The 17,564-nt window shown below is 42.1% G+C and carries 20 protein-coding genes; 17 read left to right on the top strand and 3 right to left on the bottom strand.

Going from position 1 to position 17,564, the window contains the following annotated elements; translation table 11 throughout:
- The first annotated feature begins 11 nt into the window (after positions 1–11).
- The 5 genes from FN031_RS07440 (at position 12) to FN031_RS07420 (ending at position 4,452) form a co-directional block, all read left to right on the top strand.
- Positions 12–917, top strand: a complete 906-nt coding sequence (locus tag FN031_RS07440) for a PTS mannose/fructose/sorbose/N-acetylgalactosamine transporter subunit IIC (RefSeq protein ID WP_142559025.1) — start codon at positions 12–14, stop codon at positions 915–917.
- Positions 904–1,719, top strand: a complete 816-nt coding sequence (locus FN031_RS07435) for a PTS system mannose/fructose/sorbose family transporter subunit IID (RefSeq protein WP_142559023.1) — start codon at positions 904–906, stop codon at positions 1,717–1,719. The genes FN031_RS07440 and FN031_RS07435 overlap by 14 nt, the downstream gene beginning before the upstream one ends.
- Positions 1,720–1,725: 6 nt before the next feature.
- Positions 1,726–2,130 (top strand): PTS sugar transporter subunit IIA, encoded by a 405-nt coding sequence (locus tag FN031_RS07430; protein ID WP_142559021.1) that lies wholly within the window; start codon positions 1,726–1,728, stop codon positions 2,128–2,130.
- Positions 2,131–2,237: 107 nt separating this feature from the next.
- Positions 2,238–3,401 (top strand): SIS domain-containing protein, encoded by a 1,164-nt coding sequence (locus FN031_RS07425; protein ID WP_142559019.1) that lies wholly within the window; start codon positions 2,238–2,240, stop codon positions 3,399–3,401.
- A 13-nt stretch (positions 3,402–3,414) separates the two neighbouring features.
- A complete protein-coding gene (locus FN031_RS07420) occupies positions 3,415–4,452 on the top strand; it encodes an aldose epimerase family protein (RefSeq protein WP_142559017.1) in 1,038 nt (345 codons plus the stop codon).
- Between the two features lie 41 nt (positions 4,453–4,493).
- Here the strand turns inward: FN031_RS07420 and rnjA are convergent, their stop codons facing one another.
- A complete protein-coding gene (gene rnjA, locus FN031_RS07415; RefSeq protein WP_142559015.1) occupies positions 4,494–6,173 on the bottom strand; it encodes a ribonuclease J1 in 1,680 nt (559 codons plus the stop codon).
- A 1-nt stretch (position 6,174) separates the two neighbouring features.
- Complete coding sequence (locus FN031_RS07410; protein WP_142559013.1) at positions 6,175–6,408, bottom strand: DNA-dependent RNA polymerase subunit epsilon; 234 nt, start codon at positions 6,406–6,408, stop codon at positions 6,175–6,177.
- A gap of 269 nt (positions 6,409–6,677) precedes the next feature.
- Here FN031_RS07410 and FN031_RS07405 point away from each other — a divergent pair, with 269 nt between their 5' ends.
- The 11 genes from FN031_RS07405 to FN031_RS07355 all read left to right on the top strand — a co-directional run bounded on the left by FN031_RS07405 (position 6,678) and on the right by FN031_RS07355 (position 15,464).
- Positions 6,678–6,884: a hypothetical protein gene (locus FN031_RS07405; protein ID WP_142559011.1), complete on the top strand. Its 207-nt coding sequence runs from the start codon at positions 6,678–6,680 to the stop codon at positions 6,882–6,884.
- A gap of 110 nt (positions 6,885–6,994) precedes the next feature.
- Positions 6,995–7,678, top strand: coding sequence for a tRNA (adenosine(37)-N6)-threonylcarbamoyltransferase complex dimerization subunit type 1 TsaB (gene tsaB / locus FN031_RS07400; RefSeq protein ID WP_142559009.1), 684 nt, complete (start codon positions 6,995–6,997; stop codon positions 7,676–7,678).
- On the top strand, positions 7,675–8,112 hold the full coding sequence (gene rimI / locus FN031_RS07395; protein ID WP_142559007.1) for a ribosomal protein S18-alanine N-acetyltransferase: 438 nt from the start codon (positions 7,675–7,677) through the stop codon (positions 8,110–8,112). The genes tsaB and rimI overlap by 4 nt, the downstream gene beginning before the upstream one ends.
- Complete coding sequence (gene tsaD, locus FN031_RS07390; protein WP_142559005.1) at positions 8,102–9,112, top strand: tRNA (adenosine(37)-N6)-threonylcarbamoyltransferase complex transferase subunit TsaD; 1,011 nt, start codon at positions 8,102–8,104, stop codon at positions 9,110–9,112. Before rimI ends, tsaD begins: the two co-directional genes overlap by 11 nt.
- A gap of 132 nt (positions 9,113–9,244) precedes the next feature.
- Positions 9,245–9,940 carry an AzlC family ABC transporter permease gene (locus FN031_RS07385; protein WP_142559002.1) on the top strand — a complete coding sequence of 232 codons (696 nt, stop codon included), beginning with the start codon at positions 9,245–9,247 and terminating at the stop codon, positions 9,938–9,940.
- Positions 9,930–10,253 carry an AzlD domain-containing protein gene (locus FN031_RS07380; RefSeq protein ID WP_142559000.1) on the top strand — a complete coding sequence of 108 codons (324 nt, stop codon included), beginning with the start codon at positions 9,930–9,932 and terminating at the stop codon, positions 10,251–10,253. The genes FN031_RS07385 and FN031_RS07380 overlap by 11 nt, the downstream gene beginning before the upstream one ends.
- Before the next feature lie 103 nt (positions 10,254–10,356).
- Entirely contained in the window at positions 10,357–11,199 is an 843-nt protein-coding gene (locus tag FN031_RS07375) for an amino acid ABC transporter substrate-binding protein (protein ID WP_142558998.1), read from the top strand.
- Between the two features lie 154 nt (positions 11,200–11,353).
- Positions 11,354–12,220, top strand: a complete 867-nt coding sequence (locus tag FN031_RS07370) for a MetQ/NlpA family ABC transporter substrate-binding protein (RefSeq protein WP_142558996.1) — start codon at positions 11,354–11,356, stop codon at positions 12,218–12,220.
- Between the two features lie 122 nt (positions 12,221–12,342).
- A complete protein-coding gene (locus FN031_RS07365; protein ID WP_142558994.1) occupies positions 12,343–13,716 on the top strand; it encodes a M20 family metallopeptidase in 1,374 nt (457 codons plus the stop codon).
- On the top strand, positions 13,709–14,770 hold the full coding sequence (locus tag FN031_RS07360) for a methionine ABC transporter ATP-binding protein (protein WP_142558992.1): 1,062 nt from the start codon (positions 13,709–13,711) through the stop codon (positions 14,768–14,770). The genes FN031_RS07365 and FN031_RS07360 overlap by 8 nt, the downstream gene beginning before the upstream one ends.
- Position 14,771: 1 nt before the next feature.
- Complete coding sequence (locus tag FN031_RS07355; protein WP_142558990.1) at positions 14,772–15,464, top strand: methionine ABC transporter permease; 693 nt, start codon at positions 14,772–14,774, stop codon at positions 15,462–15,464.
- Between the two features lie 21 nt (positions 15,465–15,485).
- Here FN031_RS07355 and FN031_RS07350 read toward each other — a convergent pair whose 3' ends face one another.
- Positions 15,486–16,058 carry an MptD family putative ECF transporter S component gene (locus FN031_RS07350; RefSeq protein ID WP_142558988.1) on the bottom strand — a complete coding sequence of 191 codons (573 nt, stop codon included), beginning with the start codon at positions 16,056–16,058 and terminating at the stop codon, positions 15,486–15,488.
- Positions 16,059–16,254: 196 nt separating this feature from the next.
- Between FN031_RS07350 and hisS the strand changes: the two genes are divergently transcribed.
- On the top strand, positions 16,255–17,532 hold the full coding sequence (gene hisS / locus FN031_RS07345; protein WP_142558985.1) for a histidine--tRNA ligase: 1,278 nt from the start codon (positions 16,255–16,257) through the stop codon (positions 17,530–17,532).
- Positions 17,533–17,564 lie beyond the last annotated feature (32 nt).

The following is a 17,564-nucleotide window of genomic DNA, read 5'->3' as shown; positions in this document are numbered from 1 at the left end:
AGGTCATTGTTATGATACAATGGTGGCAAATTTTACTACTCACGCTCTACTCAGCTTATCAAATCTGTGATGAGTTGACGATCGTTTCATCTGCAGGTTCCCCTGTATTTGCCGGATTCATCACTGGTTTAGTCATGGGAGATTTGACTACTGGTTTGTTTATCGGTGGTAGCTTGCAGTTATTCGTACTTGGGGTAGGTACCTTCGGTGGTGCTTCTCGTATCGATGCAACTTCTGGTGCGGTTCTTGCGACAGCTTTCTCAGTTTCACAAGGTATCGAAACAGATCTTGCGATCACTACAATCGCTGTACCAGTAGCGGCACTTTTGACTTACTTCGACGTACTTGGTCGTATGACTACAACATTCTTCGCTCACCGTGTGGATGCGGCAATCGAACGCTTTGACTATGCAGCAATCGAACGCAACTACCTTCTTGGTGCAGTTCCTTGGGCTCTTTCTCGTGCCCTTCCAGTATTCTTCGCCCTTGCTTTCGGTGGAGAATTCGTACAAGGTGTTGTAAACCTTGTTAAAGAATACCAATGGATTGCTGACGGTTTGACTCTTGCAGGTCGTATGCTTCCAGGTCTTGGATTCGCTATATTGCTTCGTTACCTTCCAGTTAAACGTAACCTTCACTACCTTGCTATGGGATTCGGTTTGACAGCTATGTTGACTGTACTTTACTCATACGTAACAGGTCTTGCTGGAGCAGTTGCTGGTATCATTGGCACTCTTCCTGCTGAAGTTGCTGAAAAAATTGGCTTTGCAAACAACTTCAAAGGAGTGTCTATGATCGGTATCTCTATCGTAGGTATCTTCCTTGCAGTTGTTCACTTCAAGAACAGCCAGAAAGTTGCTGTAGCAGCACCTTCTACTCAGTCAGAAAGTGGGGAAATTGAAGATGACGAATTCTAATTACAAATTAACAAAAGAAGATTTTAATCAAATTAACAAACGTAGCTTGTTCACTTTCCAATTGGGATGGAACTACGAACGTATGCAAGCATCAGGTTACCTTTATATGATCTTGCCACAATTGCGTAAAATGTATGGAGATGGAACTCCTGAGTTGAAAGAAATGATGAAAGTTCATACTCAATTCTTCAACACTTCACCATTCTTCCACACAATCATCGCTGGTTTTGACCTTGCCATGGAAGAAAAAGATGGCGTTGTCTCAAAAGATGCGGTTAACGGTATCAAGACAGGTTTGATGGGACCATTCGCTCCTCTTGGAGATACAATCTTTGGTTCACTTGTACCTGCTATCATGGGATCTATCGCAGCAACAATGGCTATTGCCGGCCAACCTTGGGGTATCTTCCTTTGGATCGCAGTTGCAGTAGCGTATGACATCTTCCGTTGGAAACAGTTGGAATTTGCATACAAAGAAGGGGTTAACCTTATCAACAACATGCAAAGTACTTTGACAGCTTTGATTGAAGCTGCATCTGTACTTGGTGTATTCATGATGGGTGCTCTTGTAGCAACAATGATCAACTTTGAAATTTCTTACAAATTGCCAATCGGTGAAAAATTGATTGACTTCCAAGACATCTTGAACTCAATCTTCCCACGCTTGCTTCCAGCAATCTTTACTGCATTCATCTTCTGGTTGCTAGGTAAGAAAGGTATGAACTCTACAAAAGCTATCGGTATCATCATTGCTCTTGCTTTAGCTCTTTCTGCTTTTGGTAAATTTGCACTTGGAATGTAATTGATTATGACTAAATCATTAATTTTAGTGAGTCACGGTCGTTTCTGTGAAGAACTTAAAGGTAGCACAGAGATGATTATGGGACCACAAGACAACATTCATGCGGTAGCTCTTCTTCCAGAAGATGGGCCAGAAGAATTTACTGCAAAATTTGAAGCTACTGTCGAAGGGTTAGATGATTTCCTAGTCTTTGCAGATCTTCTTGGTGGAACACCATGTAACGTGGTGAGCCGTCTGATTATGGAAGGTCGTGACATTGAACTGTATGCAGGGATGAATCTTCCAATGGTTATTGAATTTATCAATGCAAGCCTAACAGGCATCGATGCTGATTACAAAAATCGTGCATCAGAAAGCATTGTGAAAGTAAATGACTTGTTAGCAAGCTTCGATGATGATGAAGACGAATAAGATATAACACCTTATAAATGCTAAAACAGCTTTCATAGCATATAAATGGGAATGGGATCTACTCCCATTCCCATATTTTATAAAAAAGAACAGATTAGAGGTTTTCTATGCTAGATTATACAAAAGAAGAATTGCTTGAGTTGGGAGCAGAGATCACCACACGCGAGATTTACCAACAACCAGATGTTTGGAAAGAAGCATTTGAAGCTTACCAAGAAAAACGTGAAGAAATTGCTGCATTCTTGCAAGATATTGCAGCTAAACATGACTATATCAAGGTTATTTTGACTGGTGCAGGGACTTCTGCCTATGTCGGAGACACACTTGTTCCCTATTTCAAAGAAGTTTATGACGAGCGCAAGTGGAACTTCAATGCTATTGCGACGACTGATATCGTGACCAATCCACAGACTTATTTGAAAAAGGAAGTACCTACGGTTTTAGTGTCCTTTGCTCGTAGTGGAAACTCACCGGAAAGTGTAGCAACAGTTGACTTGGCCAAGGCCTTAGTTGATGAGCTTTATCAAGTGACCATTACTTGTGCCGCGGAAGGGGAATTGGCTCTTCAAGCACATGGAGATGATCGTAATCTATTGCTCTTGCAACCTGCAGCTTCAAATGACGCTGGATTTGCAATGACATCAAGCTTTACTTCTATGATGTTGACAGCACTTTTAGTCTTTGATCCAGAAGAATTTTCTGTAAAATCTAAACGTTTTGAAGTTTTGTCTAACTTATCACGTAAGGTCTTGGATAATGCTGCTGATGTTAAAGAACTGGTAGATTTAGAATTTAACCGTGTCATTTACCTAGGTGCAGGTCCATTCTTCGGTCTTGCTCATGAAGCACAACTGAAAATTTTGGAATTGACTGCTGGTCAAGTTGCGACTATGTATGAAAGCCCAGTTGGCTTCCGTCACGGTCCAAAATCATTGATTAATGAAGATACAGTAGTTTTAGTCTTTGGTACTACAACGGACTATACTCGTAAGTATGACTTAGACTTGGTTCGTGAAGTTGCAGGGGATCAAATTGCTCGTCGCGTTGTTCTCTTGAGTGATCAAGCCTTTGGTCTTGAGAATGTGAAGGAAGTAGTACTTGGCTGTGGCGGTGTCTTGAATGACGTTTACCGTGTATTCCCTTATATTGTTTATGGTCAATTATTTGCTCTCTTGACTTCGCTTAAGGTTGGAAACAGACCTGATACACCATCACCTACAGGTACCGTAAACCGCGTCGTTCAAGGTGTTATTATTCACGAATTCAAATAATAAGGAGATAAGGATGAAAGCATACACAGAACGTGTATTTGGGAAAGTGGATGACAAGGACATCTTAGCCTATCTTTTTGAGACGGATGCTGGTTATCAACTAGAAATCATGACCTATGGAGCTACTATTTTACGCTATGTAACTCCTGATAAAGCTGGAAACTTTTCCAATGTTATCCTGGGTTTTGAAGATTTTGAGAGTTATGTAGGCAATAGTCCTAAACATGGAGCTAGCATTGGTCCTGTGGCTGGCCGTATTGCAGGTGCGACCTTTGAGCTAAATGGTAAAATCTATAACCTTGAAGTCAACAATGCTAGCAACTGTAACCACAGCGGTTCAACAGGTTGGGATTCTAGCTTGTTTGAATTGGTTGAAGTGAGCGACCATGGTTTGACACTTTATACAGAAAGAACAGACGGTACAGGAGGTTTCCCTGGAAACCTTAAAATTTGGATTAGCTACCACTTGGAAGAAACTGGTGCTTACGAAGTTAGCTACAAGGTGACGACAGACCAGGATACGCTTGTTAATCCAACCAATCATAGCTACTTTAACTTGTCTGGCGATTTCACTCAAACTGTTGATCGCCATGTTTTCCAACTGAATACAGAAGGTATTTATCCAATCGCTCCTGACGGTGTCCCAGCTAAAGCTCCAGATGCTAATCGTGATGTGGTCAAACATATCTACAATGGTGCCTTGTTGAAAGATATCTTTGCAGAAGAAGATGAGCAAATCCAACTCGTATCTGGTTTGGACCATCCATTTGCTCTGCCTGCAGGACATGACAATGCTGGTTTCCTCTATGACCAAAAGTCAGGACGTTTCATGCTCTTTAAGACTGAAGCTCCATGCTTTGTAGTTTATACAGCAAATTTTGTGGATGAGAGTGTCATCATCGCTGGTCAACCAATGATTCAGCACAATGGGATTGCTCTTGAAGCACAGGCTCTACCAGATGCCATTCACAGCGATCTTAAAGATCAAGTGATTCTCAAAGCAGGTCAAACTTTTACTAGCAAAACTCGTTACGAGATTATTGTTAAATAAGAAAAGCTCTCTGAAGTTTTTAAACTTCAGAGAGCTTTATTTTATTCTTCATCTGGTGTGAGAATCATCGGAATGATAATTGGTTCACGTTCAGTATTTTCATAAAGGAATGGGCGAATAGCGTTAACGATAGCACCGTTGACAGATTGGATGCTGGCATCCTTGTTTTTCAAAGCGATACGAATGGCGTTAAAAAGAATGCGTTGGCTTTGACGAATAAGGTCACCCGATTCACGCATATAAACGAAACCACGACTGAGAATATCTGGACCAGAAATAATCATCTGTGTCTTGAAGTCTACTGTTGCGACAGCAAGCACGACACCATCTTCGGATAGGTCACGACGGTCTTTTAGGACTGCGGCCCCAATTTCACCGATACGATTTCCATCGACATAGATATCTTGGGCATTGAAATGACCTGCGATACGAGCAGAGTCTGCAGTAAGGGCAAGCACGTCTCCGTTGCTCATGATAAAGATATTGTCTTTTTCAACTCCAGTATCAACAGCTAAACCAGCATGGATTTTTTGCATACGATACTCACCGTGAACTGGCATGAAGTACTTAGGTTGAATCAAGCGAAGCATGAGTTTTTGTTCTTGCTGACCACCGTGTCCAGAGGTATGGATATTGTTGATTTTACCGTGAATGACTTCAACACCAGCTTCTGAGATAGTGTTAATCAGTTTGTTTACGCTAGTGGTGTTTCCAGGGATTGGGCTAGAAGAGAAGATAACCGTATCACCAGGTTGTAACTGCACTTGACGGTGAGTTCCGTTAGCGATACGAGAGAGAGCTGCCATAGGCTCCCCTTGGCTACCTGTACATAGAATCAATACTTCTCCAGCTGGGTAATCCTTAACCTGATTAGGTTCGATAAAGGTTCCCTTTGGTGCCTTGATATAGCCAAGTTCAATCCCGTTGACAATAGCTTTTTCCATTGAACGTCCAAAGACAGCAATCTTACGGCCAGTCTTGACAGCAGCATCAGTAGCCTGCTGGAGACGGAAGATATTTGAGGCAAAGGATGCAAAAATAATGCGTCCTTCGATATCTTGAATAATCTTCATGATGGATTGACCAACAACTTTTTCTGAGTTTGTAAAGGTTGGTACTTCAGCATTAGTTGAGTCAGATAAGAGACAAAGAACACCCTCTTCACCTAGAGCTGCCATGCGGTGCAAGTCTGCAGGTTCACCAACTGGTGTGAAGTCAAACTTGAAGTCACCTGTACAAACAATTTTACCCTGAGGTGTGTGGATAACAATTCCCAGAGGCTCTGGGATAGAGTGGGTTGTTCTGAAGAAGGTTGCCTTAAGATTTTTAAAGGTCAACTCTGTGTTGTGGTTAATTTCGTGAAGTGTAGCATTGCGTAGAAGGCCATGCTCTTCAAGTTTTCCGCGGATTAAAGCGAGTGCAAGAGGTCCTGCATAGATTGGGATATTAGCTTGCTTGAGCAAGAAAGGAATCCCTCCGATATGGTCTTCGTGTCCGTGGGTAATTAAAAGAGCTTTAACGCGGTCAATATTTTCAACAATATAAGAGTAGTCAGGGATAACATAGTCGATACCAAGTAGATCGTCCTCTGGGAATTTAATCCCAGCATCGACAATAATAATCTCATCTTGGTACTCAATACCGTAGGTGTTTTTCCCGATTTCTCCTAGACCACCGATGGCAAAAACGCCGACTTCTTCTGGTTTAAGAGTGTAGGCCATATTAGAACTCCGTAATTTCGAATGCGCCAGTTTCTTTTTCGTAGTCAAGTAGTTTATCAGACAAGAGTTCGATATATTCTACGTTGTATTCTGGACGGTTTTTTTCAACAAGTTGGCGAGCAATGATACGTCCCTCAAGTTCTGAGCTAGCATCGATGTCTAAGTATAGTGATCGTGTTGTTTCACGACGTGGGCTACGTTCTTTTGTTTCTTGATAAAAAATTTTGTATATCATGTATTTCCTTTCTTTTTTCAGGTCACTTTATTCAAAATTCTTAGCTTGAAGCTGTTTCATTTCAGTTCATTTTGTGTCTAGATTGACCTTGATTCGTTACAATTATTTCAATTATAACATAAAAAGGGGAATTAGTAAAAGAGGGGAAACCTGAAAGTAAGGAACGTGAAATACGTTTCATTTTGCCTTGTATAAGTATTTGAAGACCTCAGATTCAAATGCTATAATAAAGTTAGAAAAGAGGTTTTTCCTTTTAAGGAGGGTAGGATATGTTTCAACTAGCTATTGCAATTCGTATCTTGGCATTCGCTATTTTTGTTGCTTGTGTTTACGGTGGCAATGTTTTGTATACTCTGCTAGAGCATCGGAAGGTCAAATTTCTATGGAAGATTGGCTTCGTGACTCTGTATTCGTTTTTCCTTCTTCTTGTGACCTATGTGGTCTGGTTTGTATTTTATTTTGGCTTGAATACTTAAGTGCTTGTCCTGTCCGTTTGGCAGGACATTCTTGTTTGGGAACAAAGAAAATTCCCATGCGAGGGCTTTTGTAGTATAATAGTAAACAGACAAAAAGATAGGAATGTGTTATGAAAGTATTAGCTTTTGATACGTCCAGCAAGGCTCTGTCTCTCGCTATTTTGGAGGACAAGCAGCTTCTTGCCGAGACCATGATCAATATCAAGAAAAATCACAGCATTACTCTGATGCCTGCCATCGATTTTTTGATGGCCAGTCTAGATTTGACACCAAAGGATTTGGATCGAATCGTCGTGGCAGAGGGACCAGGTAGCTATACAGGTTTACGAATCGCAGTAGCAACTGCCAAGACTCTGGCTCATACCCTAAACATTGAGTTAGTAGGGATGTCTAGTCTTTTAGCTCTGCTACCGAATCAACAGGAAGGTCTGGTTGTTCCTTTGATGGATGCACGCCGTAACAATGTATACGCAGGATTTTATGAACATGCTCAACCTATCTTTCCAGAAGCGCATCTGTCCTTTGCGGAAGTCCTTGAGCAAGTCAAGGATGCTGACCAGGTAACCTTTGTCGGTGAAGTGGGTGCCTTTGTCGAGCAGATTCAAGAGCAATTACCACAGGCTAACTATCAAGAAACCTTACCAAATGCATCGAATCTAGCTCTTTGGGCCTGGGACAAGGAAGCAGACTCACTGCACGACTTTGTGCCGAATTACCTCAAACGTGTCGAAGCTGAGGAAAACTGGCTCAAGAACCATACCGAGTCTGGCGAGTCCTACATTAAACGCCTATGATAGAGATTAAACGAATCCAACAGCAGCCTGACGTGGCTCAAGCGATCTACACAGTCATGACGGATGTTTATCCCGTCAGTCCTTGGACGTTGGAACAAATCCAAGCAGACCTGTCCCAAGACCAGACTTGGTATGCTCTAGCTTATGATGGGGCAGAAATGATAGGTTTTCTAGCAATTCAGGAGAATCTCTTTGAAGCAGAAGTCTTGCAAATCGCTGTCAAGAAAGCTTATCAAGGTCAGGGGATAGCTTCGACCTTGTTTGCAACCTTGCCAACGGATAAGGAGATTTTCCTCGAAGTTAGAAAGTCAAACCAACGAGCACAAGCATTTTACAAGAAAGAAAAAATGGCGATCATCGCTGAGAGAAAGGCCTACTACCATGATCCAGTCGAGGACGCCATTATCATGAAGAGAGAAATAGATGAAGGATAGATATATTTTAGCATTTGAGACATCCTGCGATGAGACCAGTGTCGCCGTCTTGAAAAATGACGACCAGCTCTTGTCCAATGTCATTGCTAGTCAAATTGAGAGCCACAAGCGTTTTGGGGGCGTAGTGCCAGAAGTAGCTAGTCGTCACCATGTCGAAGTCATTACAGCCTGTATCGAGGAGGCACTAGCAGAAGCGGGAATTAGCGAAGAAGATGTGACTGCTGTTGCTGTTACCTACGGACCAGGCTTAGTCGGAGCCTTACTTGTTGGTTTATCAGCTGCCAAGGCCTTTGCTTGGGCACATGGACTACCTCTAATCCCTGTGAATCACATGGCTGGTCACCTGATGGCGGCTCAAAGTGTCGAGCCTTTGGAGTTCCCCTTGTTAGCTCTATTGGTTAGCGGTGGGCACACAGAGTTAGTCTATGTTTCTGAGGCTGGTGATTACAAGATTGTTGGGGAAACTCGTGATGATGCGGTTGGTGAGGCCTATGATAAGGTCGGTCGTGTCATGGGCTTGACCTATCCAGCGGGTCGGGAGATTGACGAGTTGGCCCATCAAGGTCAGGATATTTATAACTTCCCTCGCGCTATGATCAAGGAGGATAATCTGGAGTTTTCATTTTCAGGTTTGAAGTCTGCCTTTATCAATCTTCACCATAATGCTGAGCAAAAGGGAGAAAGCCTGTCTACAGAGGACTTGTGTGCTTCCTTCCAAGCAGCAGTTCTGGATATTCTCATGGCAAAAACCAAGAAGGCCTTGGAGAAATATCCTGTTAAAACCCTTGTTGTCGCAGGTGGTGTGGCAGCTAATAAAGGCCTCAGAGAACGCTTAGCAACTGAAATCACTGACGTCAAGGTGATCATTCCACCTCTGCGACTTTGCGGAGACAACGCGGGAATGATTGCCTATGCTAGCGTTAGCGAGTGGAACAAAGAAAATTTTGCAGGCTTGGAGCTAAATGCCAAACCAAGTCTTGCTTTTGATACCATAGAATAAAGAGTCAGCTTGAGTCTGGCTTTTTTGTTTGGATAAATGCCAGAGTTTTTTCTCCTCTTTGAATGTGTTATAATAGTCCTCGTTGTGACTGTAAATCAGCAGTCGATTACTGAAACACTAGTAAGGAGTTTTATGAAAGAAAAAGGATTTTGGGAAGGAGCTCAGGCAGCCATGCCGACTGCTCTGGGTTATGTCAGCATCGGTCTTGCCTGTGGGATTATCGGAGCTCCCTATGTAACACCTGTTGAGATGGGCTTGATGAGTCTCTTTGTCTATGCTGGGAGTGCCCAGTTTGCCATGATAGCTTTGATAGCAGTTCAAGCCCCTGTGGCAGCCATTGCCATGACGGTCTTTTTGATTAATCTGCGTCTCTTTTTATTGAGTTTGCATGCGTCGACCTATTTTCGTCATACTAGCCTAGGTCACAATATCGGTATGTCTAGTATCTTGACCGATGAGACCTATGGTGTTTTGATGGGCGAGCTGGTCCATACGGACAAGGTTAATCCTATGTGGATGCATGGTAACAATCTAAATAGCTATGTGGCTTGGTTTGTGGGGACGGTTGTCGGGACTGCCTTAGGTGGGCTTTTGCCAAATCCGGAGATTTTCGGTCTTGACTTTGCCTTGGTCGGAATGTTTATTGGAATCTTTGCATCTCAGTTTCAGATTATGCAAAGAAGAATTCCCTTGCGCAACCTCTTTATCATTTTAGGAGTAGTTGCCCTTTCCTTCTTTATACTGTTGACAGTGGTATCTCAATCGCTAGCTGTCCTATTTGCGACACTGTTTGGATGTACAATGGGGGTGATTTTAGATGGTCAGTAAGTATCTTTTGTTAGCCGTTATCTTTTCAGGCCTAGTAACTTGGATTCCACGTGTGATTCCCTTTATCTTGGTCAAGTATAAGGGCTTGCCTGATATTGTCGAGCGTTTTTTAAAATTTCTACCTGTATCTATTATCTTTGCCTTGATTCTATCAAGTGTGGCAACAGGTAAGGTTGGAGATTTCCCTCAAATCAAATGGTTAGACTTGATTGCAGTATTTCCAACGGCCTTTGTCGCCTTTCGTTACCGCAATTTGGTGGGGACGGTTCTTTTTGGGGTTGTCTTAATAGCTATCTTGCGTCTTGTCTTTTAAATCAGACATAAAGAAAACCTATGGCAAAGATAGAAATCATATAATGGCGGAATTGTTTTTTTTCTGTTAAGATAAGACTGTATTCAATTTTGGAGGAAATGACATGAAAAAAATCGTCAAATATTCATCTCTTGCTGCTCTTGGTTTTGTTGCTGCAGGTCTACTAGCAGCTTGCTCAGGTGGTGAGAAGAAAGATGCTACAACTAGTGAAGCAACATCTGGTAAGAAAGAAATTATCGTTGCAACCAACGCTTCACCAAAACCATTTAACTATGAAGATAATGGTGAGTTGACTGGTTACGAAATCGAAGTTATTCGTGCTATCTTTAAAGACTCTGACAAATATGATGTCAAGTTTGAAAAGACAGAGTGGTCAGGTATCTTTGCAGGTCTTGACGCAGATCGTTACCAAATGGCAGTTAACAACATTAGCTACACTAAAGAACGTGCAGAGAAATACCTCTACGCAGCGCCAACTGCTAAAAATCCTAACGTTCTCGTAGTAAAAAAAGATGACAACAGCATCAAATCACTTGATGATATCGGTGGAAAATCTACTGAGGTCGTACAAGGAACAACCTCAGCTAAACAATTGGAAGAGTACAACAAACAACACACAGATAACCCAACTGTCCTTAACTATACAAAAGCTGACTTCCAACAAATTATGGGACGTTTGAGCGACGGACAATTCGACTACAAGATTTTTGACAAAATCGGTGTAGAAACAGTTATCAAAAACCAAGGTTTGGATAACTTGAAAGTCATCGAACTTCCAAGCGACCAACAACCTTACGTTTATCCACTTCTTGCAAAAGGTCAAGATGAGTTGAAATCATTTGTTGACAAACGCATCCAAGAACTATATAAAGACGGAACTCTTGAAAAACTATCTCAACAGTTCTTTGGTGGCTCTTACCTGCCAGCAGAAGCTGATATTAAATAGTGTTTAGCAATCATCCATTCTTTAGTAAATGGATGATTTTGCACTCTTTCGGCATATAGTTTCAAGCTATATGTCTGCCTATCTAATAACAATTTGCTTATTCAAATAAAGTATGAGATACTATTACAGAATTATTTATAAGGAGAAAAAAATAATGAACATTAAAAAATGGTTAGGCATAGCGACAGTCGCTACAGTAGCAGGTCTTACACTTGCAGCTTGTACATCTTCAGGTCAAAAAGCAGCTGATAAAGCAGCTGAGGGAACAACAATTAAAATCGCAACTGTAAACCGTAGCGGTTCAGAAGAAGCGCGTTGGGATAAAATCCAAGAATTGGTTGAAAAAGACGGAATTAAATTGGAATTCACAGAGTTTACAGACTACTCACAACCAAATAAAGCAACTGCTGATGGGGAAGTTGACTTGAACGCTTTCCAACACTACAACTTCTTGAATAACTGGAACAAAGAAAACGGTAAAGACCTTGTAGCGATTGCAGATACTTATATCTCACCAATCCGCCTTTACTCAGGTAAAAACGGAGAAGAAAACAAGTATACTAAAGTAGAAGAAATCCCAGATAAGGGTGAAATTGCAATTCCAAACGATGCTACAAACGAAAGCCGTGCTCTTTACCTTCTTCAATCAGCTGGTTTGATTAAATTGGACGTTTCAGGAACTGAACTTGCGACAATCGCAAATATCAAAGAAAATCCAAAGAACTTGAAAATCACTGAATTGGACGCTAGCCAAACAGCTCGTTCATTGTCATCAGTTGATGCAGCTGTTGTAAACAACACATTCGTTACAGAAGCAAAATTGGACTACAAGAAAGCACTCTTTAAAGAGCAAGCTGACGAAAACTCAAAACAATGGTATAACATCATCGTTGCGAAAAAAGATTGGGAAACATCACCTAAAGCTGATGCAATCAAGAAAGTTATCGCAGCTTACCATACAGATGAAGTGAAAAAAGTCATCGAAGAAACTTCAGACGGCTTGGATCAACCAGTTTGGTAATAAAACATAAAGAGGTGGGAGAGAGATTTTCCACCTCTTGCTTTTATATTGAGATTTAAGCAAATGAACATCCACTTGTACTTACTCAAAGGTACAAGTCCTAGTAGAAAGGTAGAGAGAAAATGGTTTTCCCTAGCCAAGAAGAACAAATTGAAAAGTTTGAAAAGGATCATGTAGCGCAACATTATTTTGAAGTTTTGCGTACTTTGATTTCTAAAAAATCAGTCTTTGCCCAACAAGTCGGCCTGAAAGAGGTGGCTCGTTATCTAGGTGAGATTTTTAAACGTGTTGGTGCAGAAGTTGAGATTGATGAGAGCTATACAGCGCCTTTTGTCATGGCACATTTCAAAAGTTCACGACCAAGTGCCAAGACTATCATTTTCTACAACCACTATGACACAGTACCAGCAGATGGTGATCAAGTTTGGACCGAGGATCCTTTTACACTCTCTGTGCGTGATGGCATTATGTATGGGCGCGGGGTTGATGATGACAAGGGGCATATCACTGCTCGCTTGAGCGCTCTGAGAAAATACATGCAACATCACGATGATCTTCCAGTCAATATCAGCTTCATCATGGAAGGGGCAGAGGAATCGGCCTCTATGGATTTGGATAAATATTTAGAAAAACATGCGGACAAACTCCGAGACGCAGATTTATTAGTCTGGGAACAAGGAACAAAGAATGCCTTAGAACAGTTAGAAATCTCTGGTGGAAACAAGGGAATTGTGACCTTTGATGCCAAGGTTAAGAGTGCAGACGTGGATATCCATTCCAGCTATGGTGGTATTGTGGAGTCTGCTCCATGGTATCTCATTCAAGCTTTGACAAGTCTTCGTGCTGCCGACGGCCGTATCTTGGTAGAAGGCTTGTACGATGATGTGCAGGAGCCGAACGAACGTGAGTTAGCCTTGGTTGAAACCTATGCCCAACGCAATCCAGAGGAAATCAGCCAGATTTATGGCTTGGAATTGCCACTGTTGCAAGAGGAACGCACCGCCTTTCTAAAGCGTTTCTTCTTTGAACCAGCTCTCAATATCGAAGGGATTCAGTCAGGCTATCAAGGTCAAGGAGTTAAAACGATTCTACCAGCAGAAGCTAGCGCCAAGCTAGAAGTTCGCTTGGTTCCTGGCTTAGACCCACATGATGTTTTAGAGAAAATTCGGAAACAACTAGACAAAAACGGCTTTGATAAGGTAGAATTGTACTATACTTTGGGTGAGATGAGCTATCGAAGTGATATGAGTGCGCCGTCCATTCTCAACGTGATTGAGCTGGCCAAGAAATTCTATCCACAGGGAGTTTCTGTATTGCCGACAACGGCTGGGACAGGTCCCATGCGTACAGTCTTTGATGCCTTAGAAGTCCCCATGGTCGCTTTCGGTTTGGGAAATGCCAATAGCCGAGACCATGGTGGAGATGAAAATGTGCGAATCGCAGATTATTATACCCATATTGAATTAGTAGAGGAGCTGATTAGGAGCTATGAGTAGAGATATTATCAAGTTAGATCAAATCGATGTGACTTTTCATCAAAAGAAAAGAACGGTCACAGCGGTTAAGGATGTGACCATTCACATCCAAGAAGGAGATATCTACGGAATCGTTGGATATTCTGGAGCAGGAAAGTCAACCCTGGTTCGTGTTATTAACCTATTACAAAAACCATCTGCAGGTAGAATTACCATTGATGATGATGTTATTTTTGATGACAAGGTGTCTTTGACTGCTGGGGAGTTACGTCGCAAACGTCAAGATATTGGGATGATTTTCCAACACTTTAACCTCATGAGTCAAAAAACAGCTGAGGAAAACGTGGCTTTTGCCCTTAAACACTCAGGACTCAGTAAAGATGAAAAGAAAGCCAAAGTTGCTGAATTATTGGAATTAGTTGGCCTAGCAGACCGTGCTGAAAACTATCCGTCTCAACTATCTGGGGGACAAAAACAACGTGTGGCTATTGCGCGTGCTTTGGCCAATGATCCAAAAATCTTGATTTCAGACGAGTCAACTTCTGCCCTAGACCCTAAGACAACCAAGCAGATTTTAGCTTTGCTTAAAGATTTAAACCAAAAATTAGGCTTGACCATTGTCTTAATCACGCACGAAATGCAGATTGTCAAAGATATTGCAAATCGTGTGGCAGTCATGCAAGATGGCCGCTTGATTGAAGAAGGTAGCGTTCTTGAAATCTTCTCAGATCCTAAGCAGCCATTGACCCAGGACTTTATCTCAACGGCTACTGGTATCGATGAAGCTATGGTCAAGATTGAAAAGCAAGAAATCGTGGAGCACTTATCTGAAAATAGCATTTTGGTACAACTCAAGTATGCAGGCGCTTCAACAGACGAGCCACTTTTGAATGAATTGTACAAACATTACCAAGTAACGGCTAATATCCTCTATGGAAATATCGAAATCCTCGATGGTACTCCTGTTGGAGAATTGGTTGTTGTTTTGTCTGGTGAAAAAGCAGCGCTAGCAGGCGCCCAAGAGGCCATCCGTCAAGCGGGTGTCCAGTTAAAAGTATTGAAGGGAGGACAGTAGAATGACAGAGTTGATTCAAACTTACTTACCAAATGTCTATAAGATGGGCTGGTCTGGCCAGGCCGGCTGGGGAACAGCTATTTACTTGACACTTTATATGACAGTTCTTTCCTTTATTATTGGAGGATTCTTGGGCCTAGTTGCAGGGCTTTTCCTTGTCTTGACAGCGCCAGGCGGTGTCTTGGAAAACAAGGTCGTTTTCTGGATTTTAGACAAGATTACCTCAATTTTCCGTGCGGTTCCCTTTATCATCCTTTTGGCTATCTTGTCACCACTTTCCCACTTGATTGTCAAGACTAGTATCGGGCCAAATGCAGCCCTTGTTCCACTTTCTTTTGCGGTTTTTGCCTTCTTTGCCCGTCAAGTACAGGTGGTATTGGCTGAGCTAGATGGTGGTGTCATTGAGGCGGCTCAAGCTAGCGGAGCTACTTTCTGGGATATCGTGGGTGTTTATCTATCAGAAGGACTTCCAGACTTGATTCGTGTGACAACTGTAACCCTGATTTCCCTTATCGGTGAAACAGCCATGGCGGGAGCAGTAGGAGCAGGTGGTATCGGTAACGTAGCCATTGCTTATGGATTTAACCGCTACAATCACGATGTGACTATTCTTGCGACAATCATCATTATCTTGATTATCTTTACGATTCAATTCTTGGGAGATTTCTTGACCAAGAAATTAAGTCATAAATAAAAGAGCCTTATGGCTCTTTTTTTATGATGTTTTATGTGCTAATTTTTTGCTCAATGCTTGACCAATCAGGGCACCAAGTAAAGCGCCGATGAGAACACTTGTGATAAAGAGGAGGATATTAGCAAGATTCGGTGCAACCATAATGCGATCAATATAGTCTTGAGATTTTCCACGAGTGACTAGAGTTGCGATATAGGCTTGAGGGGTCAACCACATGAGTAGGATGGGACCAGTAGTACCAAAGGCAAAAACTAGGAAGGAAAGAAGGTTTTTAACCTTATCCTTATAATGTCCTAGGTGAGCGATACCATCTGCTGCGAGACCGCAGATAATACCTGGCAGAAAGGCCCCAGCACCATGTTTACTCCCGAGGAAAAATAGAGAAATTACAAGTCCTATCGAAGTAATCGCTCCAAAACGAGGAACCTTTGCTAAAAGGATCATATAGACGCTACCACCTACTAGGGCTGCAAAGGCTGGTGCGTAAAACATATTTCCAGTGTGGTCGACAAGGCTCCCTAGTAGAACACCCACTCCGATACAGATAAAGTAGACAAGGGCAGCAACAAGGGTTGTCAAGATATTCTTTTTCATAAGTTCTCCTTCGTATATCTGATGTTATTCATTGTATCATGCATGGCTCTGATTGTAAATGCTGGCCGACATTTGCTATTTGTCCGGAAACTAGATGAAAGAGGAATAGACTAAAGCTATTTCTTTACTCCTCTCACTGTCGCAATCCCCTCATTTATGGTAAAATAAGACTATTAAGTTAGAAAGAGGATTCTCTATGAAATTACAAAAACCAAAAGGAACGCAGGATATTTTACCTGCTGAGTCTGCCAAATGGCAGTACGTTGAAGGCTTTGCGCGTGAAATCTTTAAACGCTACAACTATGCAGAAGTGCGCACCCCTATTTTTGAGCACTACGAAGTCATCAGTCGTTCTGTTGGAGACACAACTGATATCGTAACCAAGGAAATATATGATTTTTACGACAAGGGAGACCGTCATATTACCCTCCGTCCAGAAGGAACCGCTCCAGTTGTTCGTTCTTATGTGGAAAACAAACTCTTCGCACCAGAAGTTCAAAAACCAAGCAAGTTCTACTACATGGGCCCAATGTTCCGCTATGAGCGTCCACAAGCAGGCCGTTTGCGCCAATTCCACCAGATTGGTGTGGAGTGCTTTGGCTCTAGCAATCCAGCTACCGATGTAGAAACGATCGCTATGGCAGCTCACTTCTTGAAAGCAATCGGGATTCAAGGTGTCAAACTGCATCTCAATACTCTTGGCAATCCTGAAAGCCGTGCGGCCTATCGTCAAGCCTTGATTGACTACTTAACTCCACTCAAAGATAGTTTGTCTAAGGATAGTCAACGTCGTTTGGAGGAAAATCCTCTTCGTGTCTTGGACTCTAAAGAAAAAGAAGACAAGGTAGCAGTAGAGAATGCACCATCTATCTTGGATTACCTGGATGAAGAAAGTCAAGCTCACTTTGATGCTGTTCGTCAGATGTTGGAAAGTCTTGGAGTAGACTATATCATCGATACCAATATGGTGCGTGGTCTGGACTACTACAACCACACCATCTTTGAATTTATCACAGAGATTGAGGGCAATGACTTGACAGTCTGTGCAGGTGGTCGCTACGATGGCTTAGTTGCTTACTTCGGTGGTCCTGAAACTGCTGGATTTGGTTTTGGACTTGGTGTAGAGCGTCTTCTTCTAGTCCTTGAAAAACAAGGCGTGGCGCTTCCTATTGAAAATGCTCTAGACGTCTATATTGCTGTTTTGGGTGAAGGAGCTAATCTGAAGGCCTTGGAATTAGTACAAGCTCTTCGTCAGCAAGGTTTCAAAGCAGAGCGGGATTACCTCAATCGCAAGCTCAAAGCTCAGTTCAAATCAGCCGATGTTTTTGGAGCTAAGACTCTTATCACTCTGGGAGAGAGCGAAGTTGAAAGTGGACAAGTTACGGTCAAGAACAACCAAACTCGAGAAGAACTAGAAGTTTCGCTTGAAGCTATTAGTAAAAATTTCACAGAAGTATTTGAAAAATTAGTCTAAAAGAACCAAAAAAAGCTAGGAAAAATTCCTAG

Origin of the sequence: Streptococcus mitis (assembly GCF_902159415.1) — a bacterium.
GTDB classification, from domain to species: domain Bacteria; phylum Bacillota; class Bacilli; order Lactobacillales; family Streptococcaceae; genus Streptococcus; species Streptococcus mitis_BG.
Note: the sequence above shows the minus strand (reverse complement) of the source record. Positions and strands in the feature narration are given on the sequence as shown.

Coding starts and splice junctions, on each gene's coding strand:
- FN031_RS07440 (WP_142559025.1), top strand. CDS start 12: ATGATACAATGGTGGCAAATTTTACTACTCACGCTCTACTCAGCTTAT.
- FN031_RS07435 (WP_142559023.1), top strand. CDS start 904: ATGACGAATTCTAATTACAAATTAACAAAAGAAGATTTTAATCAAATT.
- FN031_RS07430 (WP_142559021.1), top strand. CDS start 1,726: ATGACTAAATCATTAATTTTAGTGAGTCACGGTCGTTTCTGTGAAGAA.
- FN031_RS07425 (WP_142559019.1), top strand. CDS start 2,238: ATGCTAGATTATACAAAAGAAGAATTGCTTGAGTTGGGAGCAGAGATC.
- FN031_RS07420 (WP_142559017.1), top strand. CDS start 3,415: ATGAAAGCATACACAGAACGTGTATTTGGGAAAGTGGATGACAAGGAC.
- rnjA (WP_142559015.1), bottom strand. CDS start 6,173: ATGGCCTACACTCTTAAACCAGAAGAAGTCGGCGTTTTTGCCATCGGT.
- FN031_RS07410 (WP_142559013.1), bottom strand. CDS start 6,408: ATGATATACAAAATTTTTTATCAAGAAACAAAAGAACGTAGCCCACGT.
- FN031_RS07405 (WP_142559011.1), top strand. CDS start 6,678: ATGTTTCAACTAGCTATTGCAATTCGTATCTTGGCATTCGCTATTTTT.
- tsaB (WP_142559009.1), top strand. CDS start 6,995: ATGAAAGTATTAGCTTTTGATACGTCCAGCAAGGCTCTGTCTCTCGCT.
- rimI (WP_142559007.1), top strand. CDS start 7,675: ATGATAGAGATTAAACGAATCCAACAGCAGCCTGACGTGGCTCAAGCG.
- tsaD (WP_142559005.1), top strand. CDS start 8,102: ATGAAGGATAGATATATTTTAGCATTTGAGACATCCTGCGATGAGACC.
- FN031_RS07385 (WP_142559002.1), top strand. CDS start 9,245: ATGAAAGAAAAAGGATTTTGGGAAGGAGCTCAGGCAGCCATGCCGACT.
- FN031_RS07380 (WP_142559000.1), top strand. CDS start 9,930: ATGGTCAGTAAGTATCTTTTGTTAGCCGTTATCTTTTCAGGCCTAGTA.
- FN031_RS07375 (WP_142558998.1), top strand. CDS start 10,357: ATGAAAAAAATCGTCAAATATTCATCTCTTGCTGCTCTTGGTTTTGTT.
- FN031_RS07370 (WP_142558996.1), top strand. CDS start 11,354: ATGAACATTAAAAAATGGTTAGGCATAGCGACAGTCGCTACAGTAGCA.
- FN031_RS07365 (WP_142558994.1), top strand. CDS start 12,343: ATGGTTTTCCCTAGCCAAGAAGAACAAATTGAAAAGTTTGAAAAGGAT.
- FN031_RS07360 (WP_142558992.1), top strand. CDS start 13,709: ATGAGTAGAGATATTATCAAGTTAGATCAAATCGATGTGACTTTTCAT.
- FN031_RS07355 (WP_142558990.1), top strand. CDS start 14,772: ATGACAGAGTTGATTCAAACTTACTTACCAAATGTCTATAAGATGGGC.
- FN031_RS07350 (WP_142558988.1), bottom strand. CDS start 16,058: ATGAAAAAGAATATCTTGACAACCCTTGTTGCTGCCCTTGTCTACTTT.
- hisS (WP_142558985.1), top strand. CDS start 16,255: ATGAAATTACAAAAACCAAAAGGAACGCAGGATATTTTACCTGCTGAG.